At 46.0% G+C, this 19856-nt stretch carries 19 protein-coding genes and 5 tRNA genes; 22 read left to right on the top strand and 2 right to left on the bottom strand.

All coding sequences use genetic code 11. From position 1 onward, the window contains the following. Positions 1 to 62: 62 nt before the first annotated feature. From AB3114_RS08085 to AB3114_RS08060, 6 genes are all read left to right on the top strand, one after another. A complete protein-coding gene (locus tag AB3114_RS08085; RefSeq protein WP_367342735.1) occupies positions 63 to 941 on the top strand; it encodes an RluA family pseudouridine synthase in 879 nt (292 codons plus the stop codon). Positions 942 to 1017: 76 nt separating this feature from the next. Continuing rightward, complete coding sequence (locus AB3114_RS08080; protein ID WP_367342734.1) at positions 1018 to 1362, top strand: hypothetical protein; 345 nt, start codon at positions 1018 to 1020, stop codon at positions 1360 to 1362. 252 nt (positions 1363 to 1614) lie between these two features. Further along, positions 1615 to 3495, top strand: a complete 1881-nt coding sequence (locus AB3114_RS08075; protein ID WP_367342733.1) for a ribonuclease J — start codon at positions 1615 to 1617, stop codon at positions 3493 to 3495. 74 nt (positions 3496 to 3569) lie between these two features. Next, positions 3570 to 4070: a PAS domain-containing protein gene (locus AB3114_RS08070; RefSeq protein ID WP_367342732.1), complete on the top strand. Its 501-nt coding sequence runs from the start codon at positions 3570 to 3572 to the stop codon at positions 4068 to 4070. Then, on the top strand, positions 4067 to 5011 hold the full coding sequence (locus AB3114_RS08065; protein ID WP_367342731.1) for an FAD:protein FMN transferase: 945 nt from the start codon (positions 4067 to 4069) through the stop codon (positions 5009 to 5011). Before AB3114_RS08070 ends, AB3114_RS08065 begins: the two co-directional genes overlap by 4 nt. A gap of 93 nt (positions 5012 to 5104) precedes the next feature. Beyond that, positions 5105 to 6325: a lysostaphin resistance A-like protein gene (locus AB3114_RS08060; protein WP_367342730.1), complete on the top strand. Its 1221-nt coding sequence runs from the start codon at positions 5105 to 5107 to the stop codon at positions 6323 to 6325. Positions 6326 to 6398: 73 nt separating this feature from the next. Here the strand turns inward: AB3114_RS08060 and AB3114_RS08055 are convergent, their stop codons facing one another. Beyond that, positions 6399 to 7934 carry a multicopper oxidase family protein gene (locus AB3114_RS08055; RefSeq protein ID WP_367342729.1) on the bottom strand — a complete coding sequence of 512 codons (1536 nt, stop codon included), beginning with the start codon at positions 7932 to 7934 and terminating at the stop codon, positions 6399 to 6401. A gap of 191 nt (positions 7935 to 8125) precedes the next feature. Here AB3114_RS08055 and AB3114_RS08050 point away from each other — a divergent pair, with 191 nt between their 5' ends. The 3 genes from AB3114_RS08050 to AB3114_RS08040 all read left to right on the top strand — a co-directional run bounded on the left by AB3114_RS08050 (position 8126) and on the right by AB3114_RS08040 (position 10181). Further along, positions 8126 to 8605 carry a universal stress protein gene (locus AB3114_RS08050; RefSeq protein WP_367342728.1) on the top strand — a complete coding sequence of 160 codons (480 nt, stop codon included), beginning with the start codon at positions 8126 to 8128 and terminating at the stop codon, positions 8603 to 8605. 178 nt (positions 8606 to 8783) lie between these two features. After that, the gene (locus tag AB3114_RS08045) at positions 8784 to 9470 is read left to right on the top strand and encodes a VIT family protein (RefSeq protein ID WP_367342727.1); all 687 of its coding nucleotides are present in this window, start codon (positions 8784 to 8786) and stop codon (positions 9468 to 9470) included. Between the two features lie 12 nt (positions 9471 to 9482). Next, the gene (locus tag AB3114_RS08040; RefSeq protein WP_367342726.1) at positions 9483 to 10181 is read left to right on the top strand and encodes a VIT family protein; all 699 of its coding nucleotides are present in this window, start codon (positions 9483 to 9485) and stop codon (positions 10179 to 10181) included. Between the two features lie 62 nt (positions 10182 to 10243). On the opposite strand, the gene AB3114_RS08035 is transcribed toward AB3114_RS08040, so the two are convergent. Then, a complete protein-coding gene (locus AB3114_RS08035) occupies positions 10244 to 11146 on the bottom strand; it encodes a cation diffusion facilitator family transporter (protein ID WP_367342725.1) in 903 nt (300 codons plus the stop codon). 152 nt (positions 11147 to 11298) lie between these two features. Here AB3114_RS08035 and AB3114_RS08030 point away from each other — a divergent pair, with 152 nt between their 5' ends. The 13 genes from AB3114_RS08030 to glgB all read left to right on the top strand — a co-directional run bounded on the left by AB3114_RS08030 (position 11299) and on the right by glgB (position 19810). Then, on the top strand, positions 11299 to 11967 hold the full coding sequence (locus AB3114_RS08030) for a metal-dependent transcriptional regulator (protein WP_367342724.1): 669 nt from the start codon (positions 11299 to 11301) through the stop codon (positions 11965 to 11967). Between the two features lie 109 nt (positions 11968 to 12076). Then, positions 12077 to 12829: a threonine/serine exporter family protein gene (locus AB3114_RS08025; RefSeq protein WP_367342723.1), complete on the top strand. Its 753-nt coding sequence runs from the start codon at positions 12077 to 12079 to the stop codon at positions 12827 to 12829. Between the two features lie 7 nt (positions 12830 to 12836). Then, positions 12837 to 13307: a threonine/serine exporter family protein gene (locus AB3114_RS08020; protein WP_367342722.1), complete on the top strand. Its 471-nt coding sequence runs from the start codon at positions 12837 to 12839 to the stop codon at positions 13305 to 13307. Positions 13308 to 13350: 43 nt separating this feature from the next. After that, the gene (locus AB3114_RS08015; RefSeq protein ID WP_367342721.1) at positions 13351 to 14025 is read left to right on the top strand and encodes a phosphatase PAP2 family protein; all 675 of its coding nucleotides are present in this window, start codon (positions 13351 to 13353) and stop codon (positions 14023 to 14025) included. A 58-nt stretch (positions 14026 to 14083) separates the two neighbouring features. After that, entirely contained in the window at positions 14084 to 14893 is an 810-nt protein-coding gene (locus AB3114_RS08010; protein WP_367342720.1) for an alpha/beta hydrolase, read from the top strand. Further along, the gene (locus tag AB3114_RS08005; RefSeq protein WP_367342719.1) at positions 14886 to 15404 is read left to right on the top strand and encodes a GNAT family N-acetyltransferase; all 519 of its coding nucleotides are present in this window, start codon (positions 14886 to 14888) and stop codon (positions 15402 to 15404) included. The genes AB3114_RS08010 and AB3114_RS08005 overlap by 8 nt, the downstream gene beginning before the upstream one ends. Then, positions 15404 to 16900: an amino acid permease gene (locus AB3114_RS08000; RefSeq protein ID WP_367342718.1), complete on the top strand. Its 1497-nt coding sequence runs from the start codon at positions 15404 to 15406 to the stop codon at positions 16898 to 16900. Before AB3114_RS08005 ends, AB3114_RS08000 begins: the two co-directional genes overlap by 1 nt. Before the next feature lie 43 nt (positions 16901 to 16943). Continuing rightward, positions 16944 to 17016, top strand: a tRNA-Val gene (locus AB3114_RS07995). 5 nt (positions 17017 to 17021) lie between these two features. Next, positions 17022 to 17104 (top strand) — tRNA-Leu (locus AB3114_RS07990). An 89-nt stretch (positions 17105 to 17193) separates the two neighbouring features. Next, positions 17194 to 17265 (top strand) — tRNA-Gly (locus AB3114_RS07985). Positions 17266 to 17271: 6 nt separating this feature from the next. Further along, positions 17272 to 17345: transfer RNA gene (locus AB3114_RS07980), tRNA-Arg, on the top strand. Positions 17346 to 17350: 5 nt separating this feature from the next. Further along, a tRNA-Pro gene (locus tag AB3114_RS07975) sits at positions 17351 to 17424 on the top strand. 418 nt (positions 17425 to 17842) lie between these two features. Continuing rightward, positions 17843 to 19810: a 1,4-alpha-glucan branching protein GlgB gene (glgB, locus tag AB3114_RS07970; RefSeq protein ID WP_367342717.1), complete on the top strand. Its 1968-nt coding sequence runs from the start codon at positions 17843 to 17845 to the stop codon at positions 19808 to 19810. The last annotated feature ends 46 nt before the right edge of the window (positions 19811 to 19856 follow it).

Here is a 19856-nt window from a genome sequence, read left to right as displayed (position 1 = left end):
CATTACTAAAAACCGTCGTGGGATACCGCGGCGGTTTTCTTTGTCAAAGGGGAAGCTTGCTCATGGAAAACACCTGGATTTATCGGGGCCAAGACCCCATTAAAATTAAGAAATTTTTGCAGTCATTGGGGATGGGACACCGCCTTTTTAACGACATCAAGCGTGGCGACGGTCAATTTCTAGTGGACCATCGTCCCGTTCGACCGACAACCAAAGTGCTGCCTAATCAGCCGCTGACCGTTAAAGTGAATCCCGAAAGTCCGGATCCGGATGTAGCGATCAGTGATAAAGCTATTGATATCATTTTTGAAGATGATAACTGGTTAGTTATCAATAAACCTGCTGGAATGGCATCAATTCCGGGGCCGACGACTGGTAACGACACATTGCTCAACCGGGTGAAAGGGTATTTGCAAAAGTCGGGTTCTGAAGACCTCCGTCCGCATTTAATTACCCGTTTGGATCAGGGAACTTCAGGCCTGCTTTTAATTGCGAAAAATCACGTTGCCCAAAGTATGATCAGCCAGCAAGTGCAGGGACACAAACTAGGAAAACAGTACCTAGCGATCGTCCAGGGACGGATTGAACTCGACGGTGGCACGATCGATCAGCCAATTGCGCGGGTGGCTGGCCAGGCGCAGCGGGTCATTGATCCATCAGGCCAGGCAGCCCAAACGGACTACCAAGTGGAACAACGTGGTAATGGTTGGACGCTGGTTCGGGCAATTTTGAAAACTGGACGGACCCACCAAATTCGGGTGCATTTTAGCAGCATCGGCCATCCTCTACTGGGTGATCATCTTTACGGGGGATCATTGGATCAGATCAAGCGACAGGCCCTTCATGCGGCACACTTGTCTTTTACCGATCCCTTCACTTTGAAAAAATTAAGCTTTGATGCTCCCATGCCAGCGGATATGCAGGCAATTTTAGGTAAATAATGAACGGAAGTTAGTTAGCTTTAACTTTCGTGTGCTAGACTATAGGTTGTGAAGTTTTTCGAAGGGAGACATTATCGTGAGTGCAAAGGGTATCAACTTTGCCGATTTAAGCGACGAAGCTAAGAAGACGGCTTTGGATTCTTTTGCTGATTTTTACGTAGCAGGGTTTAAGGCTGACGATTTGGAAATCATCAACGTCAATGCTAATGATGAAGACATGGCCATGATCAACCACCTGATTGCCGAAAACAAGTTTATGACTAATGACAACTTGAAGCAGGTTAGTCTTTCACGGACAAAGCAAAACTACCTCAACGTCATTAATACATTGGATATGACCTATACCAAGGACGGTCAGCCTGTTGAAGACTGGGTTGAGTGGACGCGCAAGCATCGCGAAAGCGAACCGTCTGAGGACTAAGCATCATATAATCGAAGCTGCCAGTGATGGCGGCTTTTTTTGTATAATCTGTCATGCCTGACTTCTTTGCCAGCTTGTTGCTACCATTACTTTCCGCATTGTGATAAACTTAAATTAAGTTTGATCCGTATGAAAAATGTGACTCACTTACCAGTTGAGCACAAAATCTGAATAAAACGCTGACAAGTCTCTTAGTGTAGGTACTTGTTTGCGTCTTTTCAGCATACAAATAAATAATAAAGGAAAGGTATTATGCGCAAGCTAAAAATCCACAATAATGAAGTGGCCTTTTTTGCCATGGGTGGCCTTGGCGAAATTGGCAAAAATATGTACTGCGTGCAGTTTCAAGATGAAATCATCATCATTGACTGCGGGGTTCTCTTCCCAGAAGATGAGCTCCTCGGTGTCGACTACGTTATCCAAAATTACGACTACTTAGTCGAAAACAAAGACAAGATTAAAGGGATCTTTATTACTCACGGCCACGAAGACCACATCGGTGGCCTGCCGTTCTTCTTACAAAAGGTGAACGTGCCGATTTACGCTGGACCATTTGCTATGTCTTTGATTCGTGGCAAACTAGACGAAAAGCACCTGTTGAAATCCGCTGAGCTTCACGAAATCAACGAATTTGATGAAGTTCACTTCAAGAAGATGTGGGTCAGCTTCTTCCGGACTACCCACTCTATCCCTGACACCTTAGGGGTAGCCGTTCACACGCCACAAGGAACGATCGTCCAAACCGGGGACTTCAAGTTTGACCTGACGCCGGTTGGCCACTTGCCGGCACCAAACTTCCAGCAGATGGCCAAGCTCGGTGGTGACGGCGTGCTCTTGCTGACATCTGACAGTACTAACGCCGAGCGGCCGCAATTTACTAAATCCGAACGGTGGGTTGATATCCATATTCGGCGGATTTTCGAACGCATTAAGGGTCGGATTATCTTCGCTTCCTTTGCTTCTAATGTCTACCGGTTGCGTGAAGCCAGCGACGCTGCTATCAAACAGGGGCGGAAGATCGCCGTTTTCGGTCGCAGTATGGAAAATGCCATTGCTGCTGGCCAAGAACTCGGCTACTTAAATATTCCGGACGATTACCTGATCGATCCAAACGACATCAATTCTTACCCGCCGGAGAAGGTTTTGATCATGTGTACCGGTTCGCAGGGTGAACCAATGGCTGCTTTGAGCCGGATTGCCAATGGCACCCACCGTCAGATCACTATCCAACCGGGGGACACGGTCGTTTTCTCTAGTAACCCAATTCCAGGCAACACTACTTCTGTCAATGCTTTGATCAACAAGCTGGAAGAAGAGGGAGCTAACGTGATCCACGGTTACGTTAACAATATCCATACGTCTGGGCACGGTGGTCAGATCGATGAAGAATTGATGATTCGCTTGATGAAACCGAAGTTCTTCGCACCAGTTCACGGTGAATACCGGATGCAGAAGATTCACACTCATCTGGCTGAAGAAGCGGGTGTGCCGTTGGATCACAGCTTTATTCTGGCTAACGGGGATGTTTTGGCTCTGACCAAGGACTCTTGCCGTTTGGCAGACCACATCGAGACGGCAGGCGACGTCTACATTGATGGCCGGGATGTCGGTGATTCGGTTGGTAACCCTGAAATCCGCGAGCGTCGTCTTTTGTCTGAAGAAGGTGTAGTGACGGCGGTTGCTGTTGTTGACTTAAAGGACTACCAAATCGTGGCGGGCCCAGATATCGTTTCCCGGGGTTTTGTTTACATGCACGAATCCCAGGAACTGATTAAAGATGCTAACCACGAAGTGTTCTGGGCTATCCTGAATACCTTTAAGAACCACCAACATGTCGATGCCCGGGTTATTAACCGGACTATTGTCAGCCGCTTGCAGAAGCTTCTCTTTGAGCGAACGGGACGGCGGCCGGTGATTATTCCGATGGTAACGATTTTGAATGCCGACAGTAAAGAGGCCAAACAAAACAGCCGTTACGTTGGTCACAAGAACCACCGCAACAAGAAGGGCCACCAAAACAAGAAGCAGCAAAACAACCACCAACAAAACAATCATCGTAAACAACATCATAACCAAAAGCACCACGAAGCTGATCACAGTCAAAGCAAAAAGACTGCGGCAGCAACTGAGTAGTGAAAAAGCTAGTAAGCAGGACTGTATCCGCTTACTAGCTTTTTCTAGTATAATGGGGAAAAGGAGAGGATTATATGAGCAAGGCAGATCAAGAATTTATCGAACTATCCACCGGCAAAGTTAGTTTAACCCAATTGGAGGCCTTGACAAGTGTGTTGCCGCTGGAGCTGGACCTGATCGATGCTGATGGTAATTTCGCCTGGTACAACCAGACGATCGACCGGGGGATGACCGATGAACTGAATAAATTAATCGGGCAGCCGATCATCAAACGCTTTCCAGATACCGCTAAGTGGATGCCAGGGATGCTCTATGCCTTTAGCAAGGGTAAACGCAACACGGCGGAAGTAGCCAGCAACGTCGATGGTCAGCGCATTGTGACTACTTATGCTGCCTTGCATGATCATCAGGGACGCTACCTCGGTACTCTGGTGATTACGGAAAATGCAGAACACATTGCTGATTTACTGAGTCAACACCGGTTTAAGGACAGCACGGTCCCGGATGCGGTAACCGGTGCTTCATCTTACGAAAGTAAAGAATACCAGCAATTTATCGACCACTTCCTTCAATGATCAGAAATTTAGCCCAACACACTGTGACCGTCACGGGTCACGCCCTCGGCACACGAATTGTCCTGACCGCATTCGGGACAAGTGATCAAAGCCTTCTTCAACAGAGCCTTTCGCTAATTGACCATTATGAAGACGTTTTGACCGTCAACCGCGACCATTCTGAAGTTATGTCGATCAACCACGCTGCGGGTAAACACCCAGTGCAGGTGTCACCGATGGTCTATGGTTTAGTCAAACGGGCTGTCAATGCTAGTCGTCAGCACTTTGGCTTCAATGCTTTGATTGGTCCACTCGTCAAATTATGGCGAATTGGCTTTGCCGGTGCCAATGTCCCAGCAGAAGAGCAAATTCAAGAACGCCTGAAGATCACTGATCCAACACAGGTGGTGATGGATGACGCCCAGCAGACTGTTTTTTTACGTCAAACGGGGATGGAACTGGACCTTGGTGGGATTGCCAAAGGATATATTGCCGACCGTATTCGTGATTATTGGCATGCCTATGGCTTAAAAAATGGAATCATCAATTTAGGCGGCAATCTCTTGTTTGTCGGCCCTTCACCGCGTCGTCAGGATGGCCAGTGGGTCATTGGTATCCAGGACCCACGCAAATTGAGGGGCAACGACCTTAAACAAATCGTCATGCCAGAATGTTCAGCCGTGACTTCTGGAACTTATGAACGCGTCTTGGTAAAGAATGGCCACCACTACCACCATTTGATGGATCCCCAAACTGGGCATCCGCGGCAAACACGTTTGAGTTCAGTTACCGTCTTTTCCCGCGATTCAGTTACGGCTGAAGTGGAAACTAAACGGCTGTTTTTTGCGGGTCAGCCGATTCCTGGATGGGGCCGCGATCGTGATGATCTCTATGGTGCTTTCTTTATCTATGATGATGACAGTACAGAATTCGTTCGTTTGCCTCAATCTAGCAAACATTAAAAAGCTACGAAAACAACGTCGCGACCATTGAATGGTATGCGGCGTTTTGCTATTATCAACATAGGTTTTTCATGAAGTGGAAGGAAGATTTGTATGACAGGTAGAGATTATCTAAGAATTTGGTACGTGGCTCAGATGGGTGCAACCGTTCTTTTTATGGTTGCTATTCTGGCACGGGAAATAATGTTGCAACGGCCGATCCGCTGGTTAATGGCTGTTCTGTTACTAGCGGTTCTGGTGGGCTTTTTAATTGAAATTATCCATGACCGGGTGCCTAACTGGGTTAGTACTATCAATAACTGGCTACAGGCGATATGCCAACCGTTAGCTTTAATTATGGTGTGGGGAATTGTTTCCCGGGAAATAATTCTGTTGCTCTACCTTCCAGCTCGAGGAATATTGAGTATTACGGTCCTCTACTACTTCGTGATGTTTGCTCCGTTTGCCGGTGTTATCGGGGCACGCTTTCATAATGTGATTGCGCGAATTATCTTGCTTTTTTACTGGCTTATTTTAGTGGTTGAATTTATGAACGTGGCTTATCCGACATCTTTAGCCGGGCCGCACTTCTTAAAGTTAGGGATGTCAACTGGCTTTTTCGGTTCAATTGCTTACCTGATCATGGTGACCACTTTGATGCGGGTTTGGCAATTGTCCTGGCCAGGACTCACGCCACATTGGCATGATGATATTAGTGTCTGGGTTATCATTTTCTTAGTTGTTGTTGATGTGGTTTATACCTTGTACAATGGGGATTTCCATTTTCAGCATGGGCTGTTAAGCGGATTCCATTATCCAGGCCTGAAGATGACTCTCCAAGCATTGGAAACCGGAATCGGCGAAGAAACATTCTTCCGCTTCGGCTTGCTGGGCGTCCTGCTTTATGCATTGCAAAACTTTAGGTTCAAAGTGCCAACTGCCATCATTATCAGTGCTGTTTTATTTGGCTTATCACACTTGATGAATTTGGCAGGCCAGCGTCTAGACGTGACTCTGTTGCAGGTTTTCAGTGCATTTGGCTGCGGCCTCTTCTTTGCTTGTGTCTACCTGTATACTGGCCAGCTATGGTTAACGATGCTGATGCATTTCTTGATCGATTGGACAGCTGTTGCTGTCGACGGTACTTTCATTATGACCGGATCGATTTCTGGAAATGATTGGCTGGTTACAAGTATTCAGGTAGTGATTGATATCGCAATTTTTGTTTGGATGCTCTTTGGCAAGCGTCGCCACGCTCTGGAACGACATTCTGGTCGCTTTGTCGGTGACAAGCAGCGTTTTGACTACCGTTTACCAAATTCTAATTTCCATTAACGTCAGAAGAAAAAGCGCGTAACCGCAGCCACTTGAGGCTGTTGTTACGCGCTTTCTTTGTATGGAAAACTACTTACATGTGCATACCCATCTTAGCGTAAGATTGCATGCCGCCAAGCCATAATTTATCCATTGGAACACCACGTTCCTCACTGAAGGCCTTCATTAGGGTTTGGTGATCCATCAGCTTATATTGCTTGTTAGGGTCCTTCGGGTCGACAATTTGTAATTGTGCCATCATTCCGCCATCTTCATGTTCAAGGATGTGGCAATGATACATATAGACACCAGGTAAGTTGTAAAGTACCCGGATGATGACGTGTTCACCTGGGTTGACGGCTACGACGTCTTTAGGCCCACACTCGTTAGGGTAAGGTGCCTTGCCGTTGCGTGATACGATCTGGAAAGCAGGACCGTGCATGTGGAACGGGTGAATCATTCCGTGACCAGCCGTGTTGTTGTTGACAACTTCCCAGAGCTGGGCGGTGCCGAGGGTGGCCTTGAAGTCAATGCGCTGCATATTAAACTTCTTGCCATCCATCATGACATATTCGTCCATCCCGTCCATTACACACTTGTGGACAGGTAGCCCTGGTGTAATCTTATAAGGTTTCATTGGTGTGAGATCTTCAGGTAATTTGGTGTTATCCGGCTTAAATTCGTGAATGCGGAACTTAACCAGTGGTGTGTCGTCACTCATCAAGGTGACGACATCGCCAGGCTTGCAATCGCCAAAATCAACGATGAATTGTTGCCGTTCAGCACAGGTAATCATCACTTTAGTCATCTTAACGGGGTGTTCCAGGGTACCGCAGTCACTAGCAATCTGTGTCAAAACCCGGCCGTCATCAAAGTGGAGGCGGAATTCGCGGCGGTTAGCGCCGTCCAGTACCCGCAGACGCAAGCGTTGGGTTGTGACGTCAAAGTATGGGTTAACTGTTCCGTTAATCAACGGGGTAGTACCGGTTACACCATCTGGGTCGTAGTCTTTGCGGTAATCCCACTGGTTGTTTTCGTGGAAATTACGGTCCTGCAGAATCAACGGAATGTCATCCACACCGTAATGACGAGGGAATGGCAAATTACTTTCCACATCGTCAGTAATGATTGCGCCACCGGCCAAACCGCGGAAGACCTGGTGGGCAGTTTCTGGACACGGATGGGCGTGCAGCCAACACATGGAAGCTGGTTGAATAATCTTGAAGTGGATATCCTTTTCTTGGCCAGGATAAACAGGTGCGTGGCAGCCACCGTCTTCATAAGGCCCTGGAATATTGAGGCCATGCCAGTGGAAGGTAGTCATTTCTGGCAAATGGTTAATCAGGCGAAGATGGATTGTCTTGCCCTTAGGGAAGACAGGAATTTTACCTAAGTAATCATTGTTGTAGCCCCAAGTTTTGGTCTTCGCTCCAGGCAGCATTTGGGTTTCACCGGCTTGAGCGATGATGGTGTACCAGACGCCATCAGCAGTTTCTTTGTCCGGTTTTAACAGTTCTGGTACACGAAGCGGTGATTCTGGTACATCAGGAACTTTCAGTTCTTTATAAGCCCCATCCTGGGTGTCAAAGGCATCATGGTCAGGGAAGTAATCTTGGTAGATTTTTGACATAAATAAGCCTCCATTTCTCTACATTGATTATCATACTACGCTTAGCACTTCCAAAAGACTTAATTTATTAATTACTAAAAATATTTTAGGAGTACCTGAAATTAATATTTACAAAGCAAAGAAATGTAGTAAGATGATATTGAACGCATTAAGACTAGCCGCTGGTTAGTCAATACGAGAGGAGAAAATTTATGTTTCAAATTAAGCCGAAACACTTTCAGCGAATCTTGGTTGGTGTCGATGACGCACCTGATGCACGAGCTGCTTTTGCATATGCTGTAGATAAGGCAAAGCGTGATGGCTCCGAATTAGGGATTGCATCTGTTTGTGAAACTGGACATACGAACGTTTACCAAATTCTAGACAAGGATTACGTTCACAGTACTCAGGAAGACCTTAAGAAGCGGATTAACGAATATGTTCAAGCTGCTATTGATTACGGCGTTCCTGCTAAGAAGATTACCGCCATTGTTGACGAAGGTGAGCGTCCAGCCGAACGGATTTGCAACCACATCATTCCTGAATACCAACCAGACTTACTGATTATCGGTTCAATTGGTAAATGGGGTAACCGCAAGTCTGTTGGTTCTCAAGCTTCCTACATGACTCGTCATGCTGGAACTTCAGTCTTTGTTATCCGCACGGTGGAAGCAAACAAGGACAACAAATAAAGACCTTTAGAATTGCATATAAGGCGAGAAGCGATGGTCGCGAAAGGCCATCGCTTTTTGTGTGCAAAGATAGTTTATATTATTTCTAATTTAGAGCATAGAATCCTAAATTAAGGCGTATTTTTCTGTGCTTCTATGTTATAATGGTTCTAAATTATCGTTTGGAGGCGTGCTTAGTATGGCAAATAAAAAAATGTCTTTAGCCCAAAAGGTCAACGTCTTGCGTGCCAGTGTTATGGGCGCAAATGACGGAATCCTTTCAGTGGCTGGGATCGTTGTTGGGGTGGCTGCTGCTCATACTAGTGCATATTCGATTTTGATTTCTGGCCTTTCTGGGACATTGGCTGGTACCATTTCCATGTGCATGGGGGAATATGTATCGGTTAGCACAGAAAAGGATTCGCAAAAGATGGCGATCATTTCTGAAAAGGAACACTTGGCAGACAGTCGCGACTTAGTGCACAAAGACTTGAAGCAACGTTATATGAATCAGGATATTTCACCTGAATTAGCCGAACAAGCCGCTAATGAATTGATGGACCATAATGCACTGAATAACGTGGTGCAAGAAAAATACGGCTTTAATCCAGAAGAGTTTACGAGTCCTTACGCGGCTGCTATCGCATCCTTCATTTCCTTTCCAACGGGATCCATTCTGCCAATGCTGGCGGTAACGATGACACCAGCACATGTTCGAATCGCTGCTACAATGGTGGCCGTTGTGATTGCTCTGTGTATTACGGGGTATCTTGCAGCTGTGTTGGGCGGCTCGAATCGCTGGAAATCGGTAATGCGTAACGCTATTTCAGGAATGCTGACGATGGGTGTGACCTTCTTAATTGGTCAGCTCTTTGCCCAAAGATAGGAGGAATAATTAATGGATCAAGTAAAAGCACCCAAAAAACGTCAAAAGCAGACGATGGCCGAAAAACTGAATACCTTGCGGGCAGGGGTCCTCGGCTCAAACGATGGAATTCTGACTGTTGTTGGTGTGCTGGTCTCTGTCGCTGCTGCTACGACGAACCAATTCACTATCTTTATCGCTGGCTTGTCTGACCTGTTAGCTTGCGCCTTTTCGATGGCTTCTGGTGAGTATGCTTCAGTTAGCACCCAGAAGGATACAGAACGAGCTGCCGTCGAAAAAGAAGAACGCTTGCTGAAGGAAGATTTTGATAGTGAATGCCAGGCAGTGACTGATTACTACGTCAAAAAGGGTTTGACGGAAGCAACGTCTCATAAAATTGCCCAAGATTTGCTGCAGAAAGAGCCGCTACAAACCGTTGTGCGTGTTAAGTACGGCATCCAATTGGGCCACTACATGAACCCGTGGAATGCGGCCTTCGCTTCTCTGGTTTCAGCTTCTGCTGGTGGGATCTTCCCACTTTGTGCGATGACCTTCAGCCCGGCACCGTATAAGTGGTACGTGACGATTTTAGCTGTGGCTTTGACCAGTGCCCTTACTGGTTACATCAGTTCAAAGTTGGGAAATGGTTTAACAAAGGTTGCGGTTATTCGTAACGTGATCATCGGTTTGATTACTATTACCATCCACTATGGCGTCGGGAAGTTGTTCTAAATAAAAAAGGAAGCCGGGAAAAATGATTTCCCGACTTCCTTTTTTCAACAAATAATTAGTTTTTAGATTCCGTGCTCTTCGTCATCAACCGTATCAAACATCGGTTCTTGACGTCCACGATCACATTCGGCTTGGATGGTAATGTGGCAGATACCGTACTTAGTGCGAAGCAAGTGTTCAATTTGACTGTAGATCTTTTCAGCTTCGCTCAGTTTAATATCATGACAATTAATGTGAAGTGAAAACATGATGTGGTGTTCGTCAACTGACCAAGCGTGGATATGGTGAACACCAACGACACCATCGATCTTCTGAATATCATTGCAGATCGCTTTGTAATCTAGCTTTGGTGCAGCCTGCATTAAGATTTGGAGTGTCTGCTTAAGAATCGGCAGTGCTTCCCAGGCAATATAGAGTGCAACGGCGACAGTTAACAATGGATCAAGCCACGGGATGTTGACAAAAATTAAAATGATGGCTGCAATAATCACGGCTAACGACGATAAGGCGTCACTGAGGACGTGCAAGTAAGTGGCTTTGATGTTTAAGCTATCGTGGCTCCCAGCGTGTAGCAAAGCTGCTGAGAGAAAATTAGCAACCAGACCAACAACAGCGACGATCAACATGATTTCTCCATTGATGTGGGTCGGGTGTTGGAATCGCTTGATTGCTTCGATTAATAAGCCAATAGCAATGATGACTAATAACAGGGCATTGAGCAGAGCAGACAAAATTTCAGCTCGTTTATAACCGTATGTCTGCTTACTGGTTTCAGGACGGGTACCAATCATCTGCGCAAAGTAGCTGATTACAATAGAGGCTGAATCGCCGAAGTTATGAAAAGCGTCGGACAAAAGGGCCAGACTACCTGACAAGATTCCCCCGATCAGTTCAACTACCGTAATGGTGATGTTGAGCAGGGTGACCGCTAAGAAGCGCTTGCCGGTGACGTTTTCTTCATGCATTTTCGATTTCCTTTCCGATTGAAATCCAAACTTTTTTCTTAGGTTTCCCTAATTCTTTTTCTATAATATGCTATAATCTTTTTATATGCAATCTTGATTTAATAGATTATAATAAACAGTAATACGCTTAATTAGGTGAGGTTGATAAATTAATGACACCGATGAAAGAGGATTATTTAAAAATCATCTTTGAACTTGGCGGCAATCGTAAAAAAGTTACCAATAAGGATATCTCATTAGGACTAGGCATCGCGGCCGGCTCCGTGACGGAGATGATTTCGAAACTGGCTAGCGAAAAACTGGTGAATCACGAACCCTATGCCGGGATTTCATTAACGCCGGCAGGAATGAAGTACGCAGCTGAATTAGTGCGGAAGCACCGGCTGTGGGAGACTTTTTTGGTTGATAAATTACATTACAACTTAGCAGATGTGCATCCAGAAGCTGAAGTACTCGAACACGAAACGAGCGATCGCTTAGCAACAGCACTGGATAACTTCTTGGATCATCCTAAGTATTGCCCACACGGTGGTGTTATTCCTTCAGCTAGTGGCAAATTTGAAGATGTCAGCCACCGCTATCTAGCAGACGGCAAGGATGGTGAGCACGTTGAATTAGAACGATTCATTGATAATCATGAATTGCTCACTTACCTCAATGAATTACAGCTGAAGCCACATCAAAAAGTAACGATTGTGAAGCATGAACCTTTTGAGGGCCCAGTGGTCATTAAACCGGATGGACAGGATAAAGAACTCAATGTTTCTTATAAAGCTGCTCATAACGTCTTCATTAACGAGCCAGTAAAAAACGATAAATAAAATGATTCCCGCGTGTTTGCTAAAAATGCGCGGGAATTTTGTTATCTTGGCTTGCTAATCGCAAAAAAAGGCATGCATAATAAAGGAAAAGTCGAAGGGAGGGCTAGAAGTGGCTGATGAACGACATATCAATCTAGCGGTTTACGTCGCGTTACTGGCAGGCAAGATATTAATCGAAAACGGCTCCAATATGGAACGGGTTAACGACACGATGAATTGGATTGCGAAAAACGCTGGCCTGAAGAATTTTCAGGCTTTTACAACTTTAACGGGGATGGTAGCGTCGGCTAGCAACCAGACTAGTACGCAGGTCACCGCGATTAACCGCCGGGCAAATGACTTAACTAAGGTGGCCGATGTCAATGAACTTTCCCGTGAGTTTGGCAGCGGCAAAATCACACTTCGTCAGATGAAACGGCAACTGGAGATCATCCGTTTTCGTAATGACTCCACGCCTGTCTGGCTACAATGTTTAGCAGCAGCGATCCTTAGTATTTCTTTGATGGTTGTGTTCACCGGGGATCGACAAGATCTAGCACCAGCATTCATTATCGGTGGCCTTAGTTATGCTGTTTATTTAGTCATCAATCAGCACTTTACGATTAAATATATCGGTGAATTTGTGGCTTCTTTAGTAATTGCAATTTTAGCCATACTAAGCGTTCACTTGGGATTGGCCCACCAGGCTGATAACATCATTATTGGTTCGGTGATGTCCTTAGTGCCGGGAGTTCCACTGACCAACGCGGCGCGGGACCTTGTTAGTGGCAACTTAATCAGCGGTTTGACACGGGCTATTGAAGCCATTATCACGGCGGCTGCGATCGGGTGTGCGATCGTAATTATTATTCGTTTGATGTAAGGGGTGAATGACGGTGGTCGTGAAATTAATCATGGAAGCCTTCCTTTCCTATGTTGCTACGATTTGTTTTGGGATTTTGATGAATATCCCCCTGGATGCTTATAACCTGGCTGGGTTGATCGGAGCCGGCAGCTGGGTGATTTACTGCATCTTGTATTTTCACCTTCACATCGGTTTGGCGCTCAGCAACCTTTTGGCGGCGGTTCTCATCTCTATCTTTTCGATGCTTGCTGCCCGGAAATGCAAGCAACCGATGATCGTTTTTAATGTTCCGGCACTAGTCACTTTTGTTCCTGGCGGACAAGCTTACCGAATGGTGCGTAATTTTGTCCTTGGCAATAATACTCAGGCCTTCGTCTTCCTTTACCAGGTCTTTGTCATTGCTGGTGCCATTACTTTAGGCTTTGGGGTTGGTGAAATGATTAACCACGCCCTTTTTCGTCGCAAAAAGATACAAGGCTTTTCAAATCGGTTGTGATATACTCATTAGGTAACAGATTTGTATAGGAGATTTGATTAACATGCTGATTGAACCCGATCGTAATCGCTGGAAACGGTTTGCAGTTTCCGGGATTCTTTTTATTGTACTTGCAGCAATGATTTTGGATAATTCAATGATTTTGCAGATCTTAGACTCCACATTCCAGTCATTGTTCGCTAATCCAGACCAAAAAGCGGGGGCAATGCGCTCGCTGATGACACTGATTTCATTCATTGGTAGTCCCAAGATGGATTTGCTGTGGACGCTATTGATTGCCTTTTTCCTGTGGGGATTTAAGCTCAAAATTCCGGCATTGTGGACCATTTGCACAGTGGTGGGCGGTGACGTCTTAGGGACGATTGCTAAGCACATTGTTAAACGGAGCCGTCCAGTCCAACATATGGCTAAGGACAATGGTTACAGTTTCCCGAGTGGTCACGTTTTAGGCTTCTTTTTAGTTGCAGCTGTTCTGATCTTAGTTGTCGTACCACTGATCCGGCGCCGGGCTGTCCGGGATATCATTCAGGTCCTCTTGGTTCTGTTCGTCGTTGTACTCGCAATTTCCCGGGTTTACCTGTTTGCCCACTACCCAATCGACACGATGGGCGCCATGTTATTGGCTTACGCCTGGGTTCAAGTAGCTGAGTGGTTGTACATTTCCATTGCACCGCGCTTGAAACGCAGCTGGCGACCTGTTCATAATTCTTTAATCTAGTTTGATGGATACGAGGTATGGTGAAATAACCAACCTCTTTTTTTGAGGAGCAGTGCTAATGAAGATTCAGACATTTAAACTGGCTCCTGATTCAGCTGCCAGTTTGACAGCTTATGTGCAGACGCCAACGCCAAAATCACCGGTTCATAAGTTTTGGCCATTGATCTTCGTGCCGGGAGGATCAATGACCCATATTCCGGTGGAGGAAACAGAGAAAACAGCTATTGCCTTTGCCGCCCGGGGATTTCAGGTGTTTACCTTACGCTATAGTTTTGTCAGCGAAAAACAACCGCTCTATCCGGCTCCCTTGATCGATCTCGCGCGTGCGGTGCAACTGGTGAAGGATCACGCTCGGGAATGGCATTTGGCAAAGAAGCACTTGATTCTGATGGGCTTTTCGGCTGGAGGTCACGTTGTTAGCCTCTATAACGATTACTGGGCAAGTGACTGGTTGCGTGACATTACTGGTATCAAACGCCATGTTTTGAAGCCACGGGCCATTATCCTGGGTTATCCGGTCATCGATCTAGATAGGGGTTTCCCGGATGCCAAACATTTGCCGGAATGGACCGACGACGTGGCTAAATACAGTGCATCGCTCCACGTCAACCGAAAGAATCGTCCTACCTTTTTGTGGACAACCTATGATGATGACTTTGTTTCGTCTTCTAATACATTGGCTTATGCTAATTCCTTAGCCCAACACCATGTCCCAATGGAACTCCATGTCTTCGCCCATGGACCACACGGCTTGGACATTGCTAATGCTTTAACGGCTCACCATCCTGGCGGTGATAACCCGCACGTGGCTCACTGGGTGCAATTGGCGTGCGAATGGGTGAGGTCGCACCCCCAGCCAGATGATTAATTTATCCGACTGTCATTTGAATGGCGAAGGATGGCTGCTTCGGGTTTTAAACCCCGACGACGTCCATCAGTTAAGTTACCTACTATCCGATTCCCAAATGGTTCAACAGAGCGGGCTGATGTTACCGGAACCTGATGAAGGAATTGCTTTTGCGTGGGCAATTAGTCAATTGACGCAACGACGAGATTTATTAGGATTGTTTATTGGATCGAACCTCGGTGGCTTGATCAGTTTAATGAGCAGTGATAGCCAATCTCAACAGGCAGAAATAGGTTATTTGTTGACACGGCCTTTTCGCAAACGGGGGTTGATGACACACTCGATTCAGGCCTTTCTTACCTGGCTCGGCCATCGTACTAGTTTAAAAATGGTAACGGCTCATGTCCAAATGAATAATTTATCGTCAATTCATGTTTTAGAACACTGTCACTTTAGTATAATAAAAAGAAATACTGTCAGGCAGATGATAGCTTGGCAGCATCAGTTGAAGAAGAACAAGGAGGAGCTTTGATGATTGAACATAGTGATTCGACCGATCCTAGCAATAATAGCGGCCACATCAAACGTTCGCTGCAAACTAGACACCTCTCAATGATTGCCCTTGGTGGCTCAATTGGGACGGGGTTATTTATTGCCAGTGGTTCGGCTATTTCGACTGCCGGGCCTGGTGGCTCTCTGGTAGCCTACATCGTGATGGGGGTCATGGTTTACTTTTTGATGACCAGTTTAGGTGAAATGGCCACGTACATTCCGGTGACGGGTTCGTTTGCTACGTATTCGACGAAATTCGTGGATCCTGCTCTTGGCTTTGCCATGGGTTGGAACTATTGGTTTAACTGGGCCATCACCATTACGGTGGACGTAACGACGTCAGGTATCGTGATGAATTTCTGGTTCCCGAAAATTCCGAGCTGGATCTTCAGTGCCGTGGTGATGGTTCTGATCTTCATCATCAATTACCTGTCAGTCCGTTCTTATGGTGAAACCGAGTACTGGCTGGCATTAGTCAAAGTTATCACGGTTGCTATCTTTGTAATCGTTGGTTTACTGATGATCGTCGGCATTATCGGCAACCAAGGCCCGATTGGGATGCGCAATTTCCATTATAAGAATGCCCCATTCGTCGGCGGTGTTCAGGGAATTGTCAGCGTGTTCCTGGTTGCTGGTTTCTCATTCCAGGGGACTGAACTGATCGGGATCACGGCTGGTGAATCGGCAACTCCCGAAATTTCTGTTCCAAAGGCCATCAGGTCGACTTTCTGGCGGATTCTGCTGTTCTACATCATGGCCATTTTCGTTATTGCATGTATCTTGCCTTATACCAACAAGAACTTATTGAGCCAAAACGTACAGCAAGTCACGATGAGTCCATTCACGATTGTCTTCCGGCGGGCTGGTTTAGCTGCTGCCGCTAGTGTGATGAACGCGGTTATTCTGACGGCTGTCCTCTCTGCTGCTAACTCGGGGATGTATGCTTCTACACGGATGCTGTACTCCCAAGCTCGCGAAGGCTATGCGCCGAAGATCTTTGGCTATGTCAACCGGCGGGGCATTCCGGTCTTCGCCTTGCTGGGAACGGCAGTGGTGGCCGTCTTGGCCTTCTTGACCCAGTTTATCGGCAAAGAAGCCTACAACTACCTGATCGGGGCTTCTGGTCTTTGTGGCTTTATTGCCTGGTTAGGGATCGCTATTTCACACTGGCGCTTCCGGCGGGCATTCTTGGCTCAGGGGCATCAACTGAATGAATTGAAGTACAAGGCTCAGTTGTTCCCGTTTGGCCCTATTTTGTCCTTTATCCTTTGCTTGATCGTGATGGGTGGACAAAATATCGATGCCTTTATCAAGATGGATTGGTCCAACATTGCCATTACTTACATGGCCGTGCCACTCTTCTTGATTCTGTTCATTTACTACAAAGTTCGTTACCGGACACACATTATCCCACTGAAGAAAGTGGACTTATCACGGAAGAATAACTCCGAAAGTTATGATCCTGACAAAAATTGACAATTAATACTGGCAATGCTATCTTTATTAAGATAGTTGCCATGGAGGCTTAGCTCAGTTGGGAGAGCACCTGCTTCACGTGCAGGGGGTCACAGGTTCGAGCCCTGTAGTCTCTACTTTTGCGGATATGGCGGAATTGGCAGACGCGCAAGATTTAGGTTCTTGTATCCTTGTGATGTGGAGGTTCGAATCCTCTTATCCGCATTATTTCCTGTTTCTTTCAAATGAATGTTGACAAGTGGAACTTAGTCATGTATCATTAATAAACGTTGACAGGAATTAAGTTAACAAATGCGGAAGTAGTTCAGTGGTAGAACATCACCTTGCCATGGTGGGGGTCGCGGGTTCGAATCCCGTCTTCCGCTTTTCTTGCACCCATAGCGCAATTGGATAGAGTGTCTGACTACGAATCAGAAGGTTGAAGGTTCGACTCCTTCTGGGTGCATTCTCCGGGATTTAGCTCAGCTTGGTAGAGCGCTTCGTTCGGGACGAAGAGGTCGCACGTTCGAATCGTGTAATCCCGATTTACGATAATAATGAATGCATAGCCGAGAAAAGTTTTTGCTTTTCCCGGTTTTTTTATTTGCAGCAGCGATGGGATTAAACCACCGCTGTTTTTTTATACTCTCGTCTTATTTTGAAAAAGAACCCTTCCTCAGTCGAAATTTGCGTTAAGTAGCTTCCAAAATGTCCAAGAAAAAATCTATTTTATCAATATGTCTTTTTTTATCAATTGGGGTTATATAAAGAAAAAAGATTAACCTATAATGAAATTAGGGTTGAAAACGATTTTGAAACAATAATAAATTTACTGTAATCGTTTTAAACTACGCAATTTATTCAAATTCATATCTTTTGTTGCCTTTTTTACTCAAAATAGTTAACCACAACTCGTGATTAATTCAAGATTAATTTCATAATATTTTTATTGGAGGCGGAAAAATGGACAGACAAGCGACCGTTAATTCCTTACAAGCCTTTGTTGACGGCCATAATTTCAATATCCAAGAATTATTTGGTGCCCACCGTTCCCGCCAGCATAACCAGGACGGTTTTCTTTTTCGCGTTTGGGCTCCCCACGCGCAGCAAGTCTGGTTGATTGGTGATTTCAATGATTGGCAGGATAACTTGCCAATGTCCAAAGACGACTATGGCACGTGGTCAGTCTTTACCCCTGATGCGCAAGCTGGTCAGCTTTACAAATACCGCTTGAAACAGGCTGATGGCACGATGGTGACCAAAACGGATCCTTGTGCGTTGCGCTACGAAAAACGGCCGAATACTGCGGCACAGATCATCGACTTTCCGATGAAGCAGTGGCGGGATGGCCTTTGGTTTGGCCGACGCAGCCGTGAGAATTACTTTAAGCGCCCGATGAACATCTATGAAGTGCATGCTGGATCGTGGCGTTTCCGTGATGATGGAACACCGTTTGACTTCGCTGATCTCAAGCGGGAGTTGATCCCTTACGTCAAAAAGATGCACTACACGGATATTGAATTTATGCCTTTGATGGAGCACCCGTTGCCAGCATCGTGGGGCTATCAAATCACTGGTTACTTTGCTCTTTGCTCAAGCTTTGGTACACCAGCACAGTTTCAAGACTTTGTTGAAGAATGTCACCGTCAAAACATCGGGGTCATCGTCGACTGGGTTCCTGGTCACTTCAACATCAATAACGATGCGATGGCTTACTACGACGGAACGCCAACCTATGAATATCAGGATAGCAACCGTGCTAAAAACGTCGGTTGGGGTGCTTTGAACTTTGATTTAGGTAAACCCCAGGTTCAATCTTTTTTGATATCTAATGCGGAGTTCTGGATTGGTGCTTACCACATCGACGGACTGCGGGTGGATGCTGTATCGTCAATTATTTATTTGGATTACGACAACAAACCGTGGAAGCCAAACAAATACGGCGACAACCGCAACCTGGAAGGTTATGACTTTATTCACAACCTGATTCGGACCGTTAAGCGGGATTACCCGAAGGTGCTGATGATTGCTGAAGAGAGTTCTGCAGGAGTTCAGATCAGTGGCCTGATCGAAGACGGTGCACTGGGTTTTGATTACAAGTGGAACATGGGATGGATGAACGACACCCTTAACTTTTATAAGGAAGATCCGATTTACCGCAGTTATGACCTGCATAAACTGACTTTCTCCTTTATGTACCGTCTGGCCGAACGTTTTGTTTTGCCACTGTCACACGATGAAGTGGTTCACGGTAAGCGAAGTTTGATGAATAAGATGTGGGGCGACCGTTATAAGCAGTTTGCCCAGCTGCGTAACCTCTATGCTTACATGATCACTCATCCGGGTAAGAAATTACTGTTTATGGGCAGTGAATTTGGTCAGTATCTTGAATGGAAATTTGATGCACCGCTGGAATGGGGTGAATTAAGCGACCACCTTAATAAGACGATGCAGACCTATACTGCTTTTCTAAACCAGCTTTACCTGGACCACCCTTGTTTATGGGAACTTGATCAGGCAGAGGAAGGCCTCGAAGTGGTCGATGCCGATAATACGGCCCAAACAGTATTGACATACATTCGTCACGGCAAACGGCGAAAGGACTTTTTGGAAATCATTATCAACTACACACCAGTGGAGCGTCGCAACTTCCGCATTGGTGTACCTTATGCCGGCACTTATCACGAACTTCTCAATACGGAGATGCGAGAGTTCGGTGGTACTTGGACACGTCATAATCCGGATAGCAAAACGGACAAAGTGCCTTTTAAGAAAAAATATGATTATTCCATTACGACAACAGTCCCTGCTTTGGGTGTTCTGATTTTGCAACCGAAGAACGTCACGATTCCACGCCGTCACCGGCGCCATCGTCGTCGTACCACCAAGCAGAGTCGGACCACAAAACGCCAGACTAAGAAGAGAAAATGAGGTAAAGAATTGGCTGAATAACGAGAGGAGGAAGGAAGGTATTGGC

It is taken from the genome of Limosilactobacillus sp. (assembly GCF_040772465.1).
Taxonomy (GTDB): Bacteria; Bacillota; Bacilli; order Lactobacillales; family Lactobacillaceae; genus Limosilactobacillus.
Note: the sequence above shows the minus strand (reverse complement) of the source record. Positions and strands in the feature narration are given on the sequence as shown.

Bases quoted from the DNA above. Each gene is read 5' to 3' on its own strand.
- AB3114_RS08085 (WP_367342735.1), top strand. From the start codon at position 63: ATGGAAAACACCTGGATTTATCGGGGCCAAGACCCCATTAAAATTAAG.
- AB3114_RS08075 (WP_367342733.1), top strand. From the start codon at position 1,615: ATGCGCAAGCTAAAAATCCACAATAATGAAGTGGCCTTTTTTGCCATG.
- AB3114_RS08070 (WP_367342732.1), top strand. From the start codon at position 3,570: ATGAGCAAGGCAGATCAAGAATTTATCGAACTATCCACCGGCAAAGTT.
- AB3114_RS08065 (WP_367342731.1), top strand. From the start codon at position 4,067: ATGATCAGAAATTTAGCCCAACACACTGTGACCGTCACGGGTCACGCC.
- AB3114_RS08060 (WP_367342730.1), top strand. From the start codon at position 5,105: ATGACAGGTAGAGATTATCTAAGAATTTGGTACGTGGCTCAGATGGGT.
- AB3114_RS08055 (WP_367342729.1), bottom strand. From the start codon at position 7,934: ATGTCAAAAATCTACCAAGATTACTTCCCTGACCATGATGCCTTTGAC.
- AB3114_RS08050 (WP_367342728.1), top strand. From the start codon at position 8,126: ATGTTTCAAATTAAGCCGAAACACTTTCAGCGAATCTTGGTTGGTGTC.
- AB3114_RS08045 (WP_367342727.1), top strand. From the start codon at position 8,784: ATGGCAAATAAAAAAATGTCTTTAGCCCAAAAGGTCAACGTCTTGCGT.
- AB3114_RS08040 (WP_367342726.1), top strand. From the start codon at position 9,483: ATGGATCAAGTAAAAGCACCCAAAAAACGTCAAAAGCAGACGATGGCC.
- AB3114_RS08035 (WP_367342725.1), bottom strand. From the start codon at position 11,146: ATGCATGAAGAAAACGTCACCGGCAAGCGCTTCTTAGCGGTCACCCTG.
- AB3114_RS08030 (WP_367342724.1), top strand. From the start codon at position 11,299: ATGACACCGATGAAAGAGGATTATTTAAAAATCATCTTTGAACTTGGC.
- AB3114_RS08020 (WP_367342722.1), top strand. From the start codon at position 12,837: ATGACGGTGGTCGTGAAATTAATCATGGAAGCCTTCCTTTCCTATGTT.
- AB3114_RS08015 (WP_367342721.1), top strand. From the start codon at position 13,351: ATGCTGATTGAACCCGATCGTAATCGCTGGAAACGGTTTGCAGTTTCC.
- AB3114_RS08010 (WP_367342720.1), top strand. From the start codon at position 14,084: ATGAAGATTCAGACATTTAAACTGGCTCCTGATTCAGCTGCCAGTTTG.
- AB3114_RS08005 (WP_367342719.1), top strand. From the start codon at position 14,886: ATGATTAATTTATCCGACTGTCATTTGAATGGCGAAGGATGGCTGCTT.
- AB3114_RS08000 (WP_367342718.1), top strand. From the start codon at position 15,404: ATGATTGAACATAGTGATTCGACCGATCCTAGCAATAATAGCGGCCAC.
- glgB (WP_367342717.1), top strand. From the start codon at position 17,843: ATGGACAGACAAGCGACCGTTAATTCCTTACAAGCCTTTGTTGACGGC.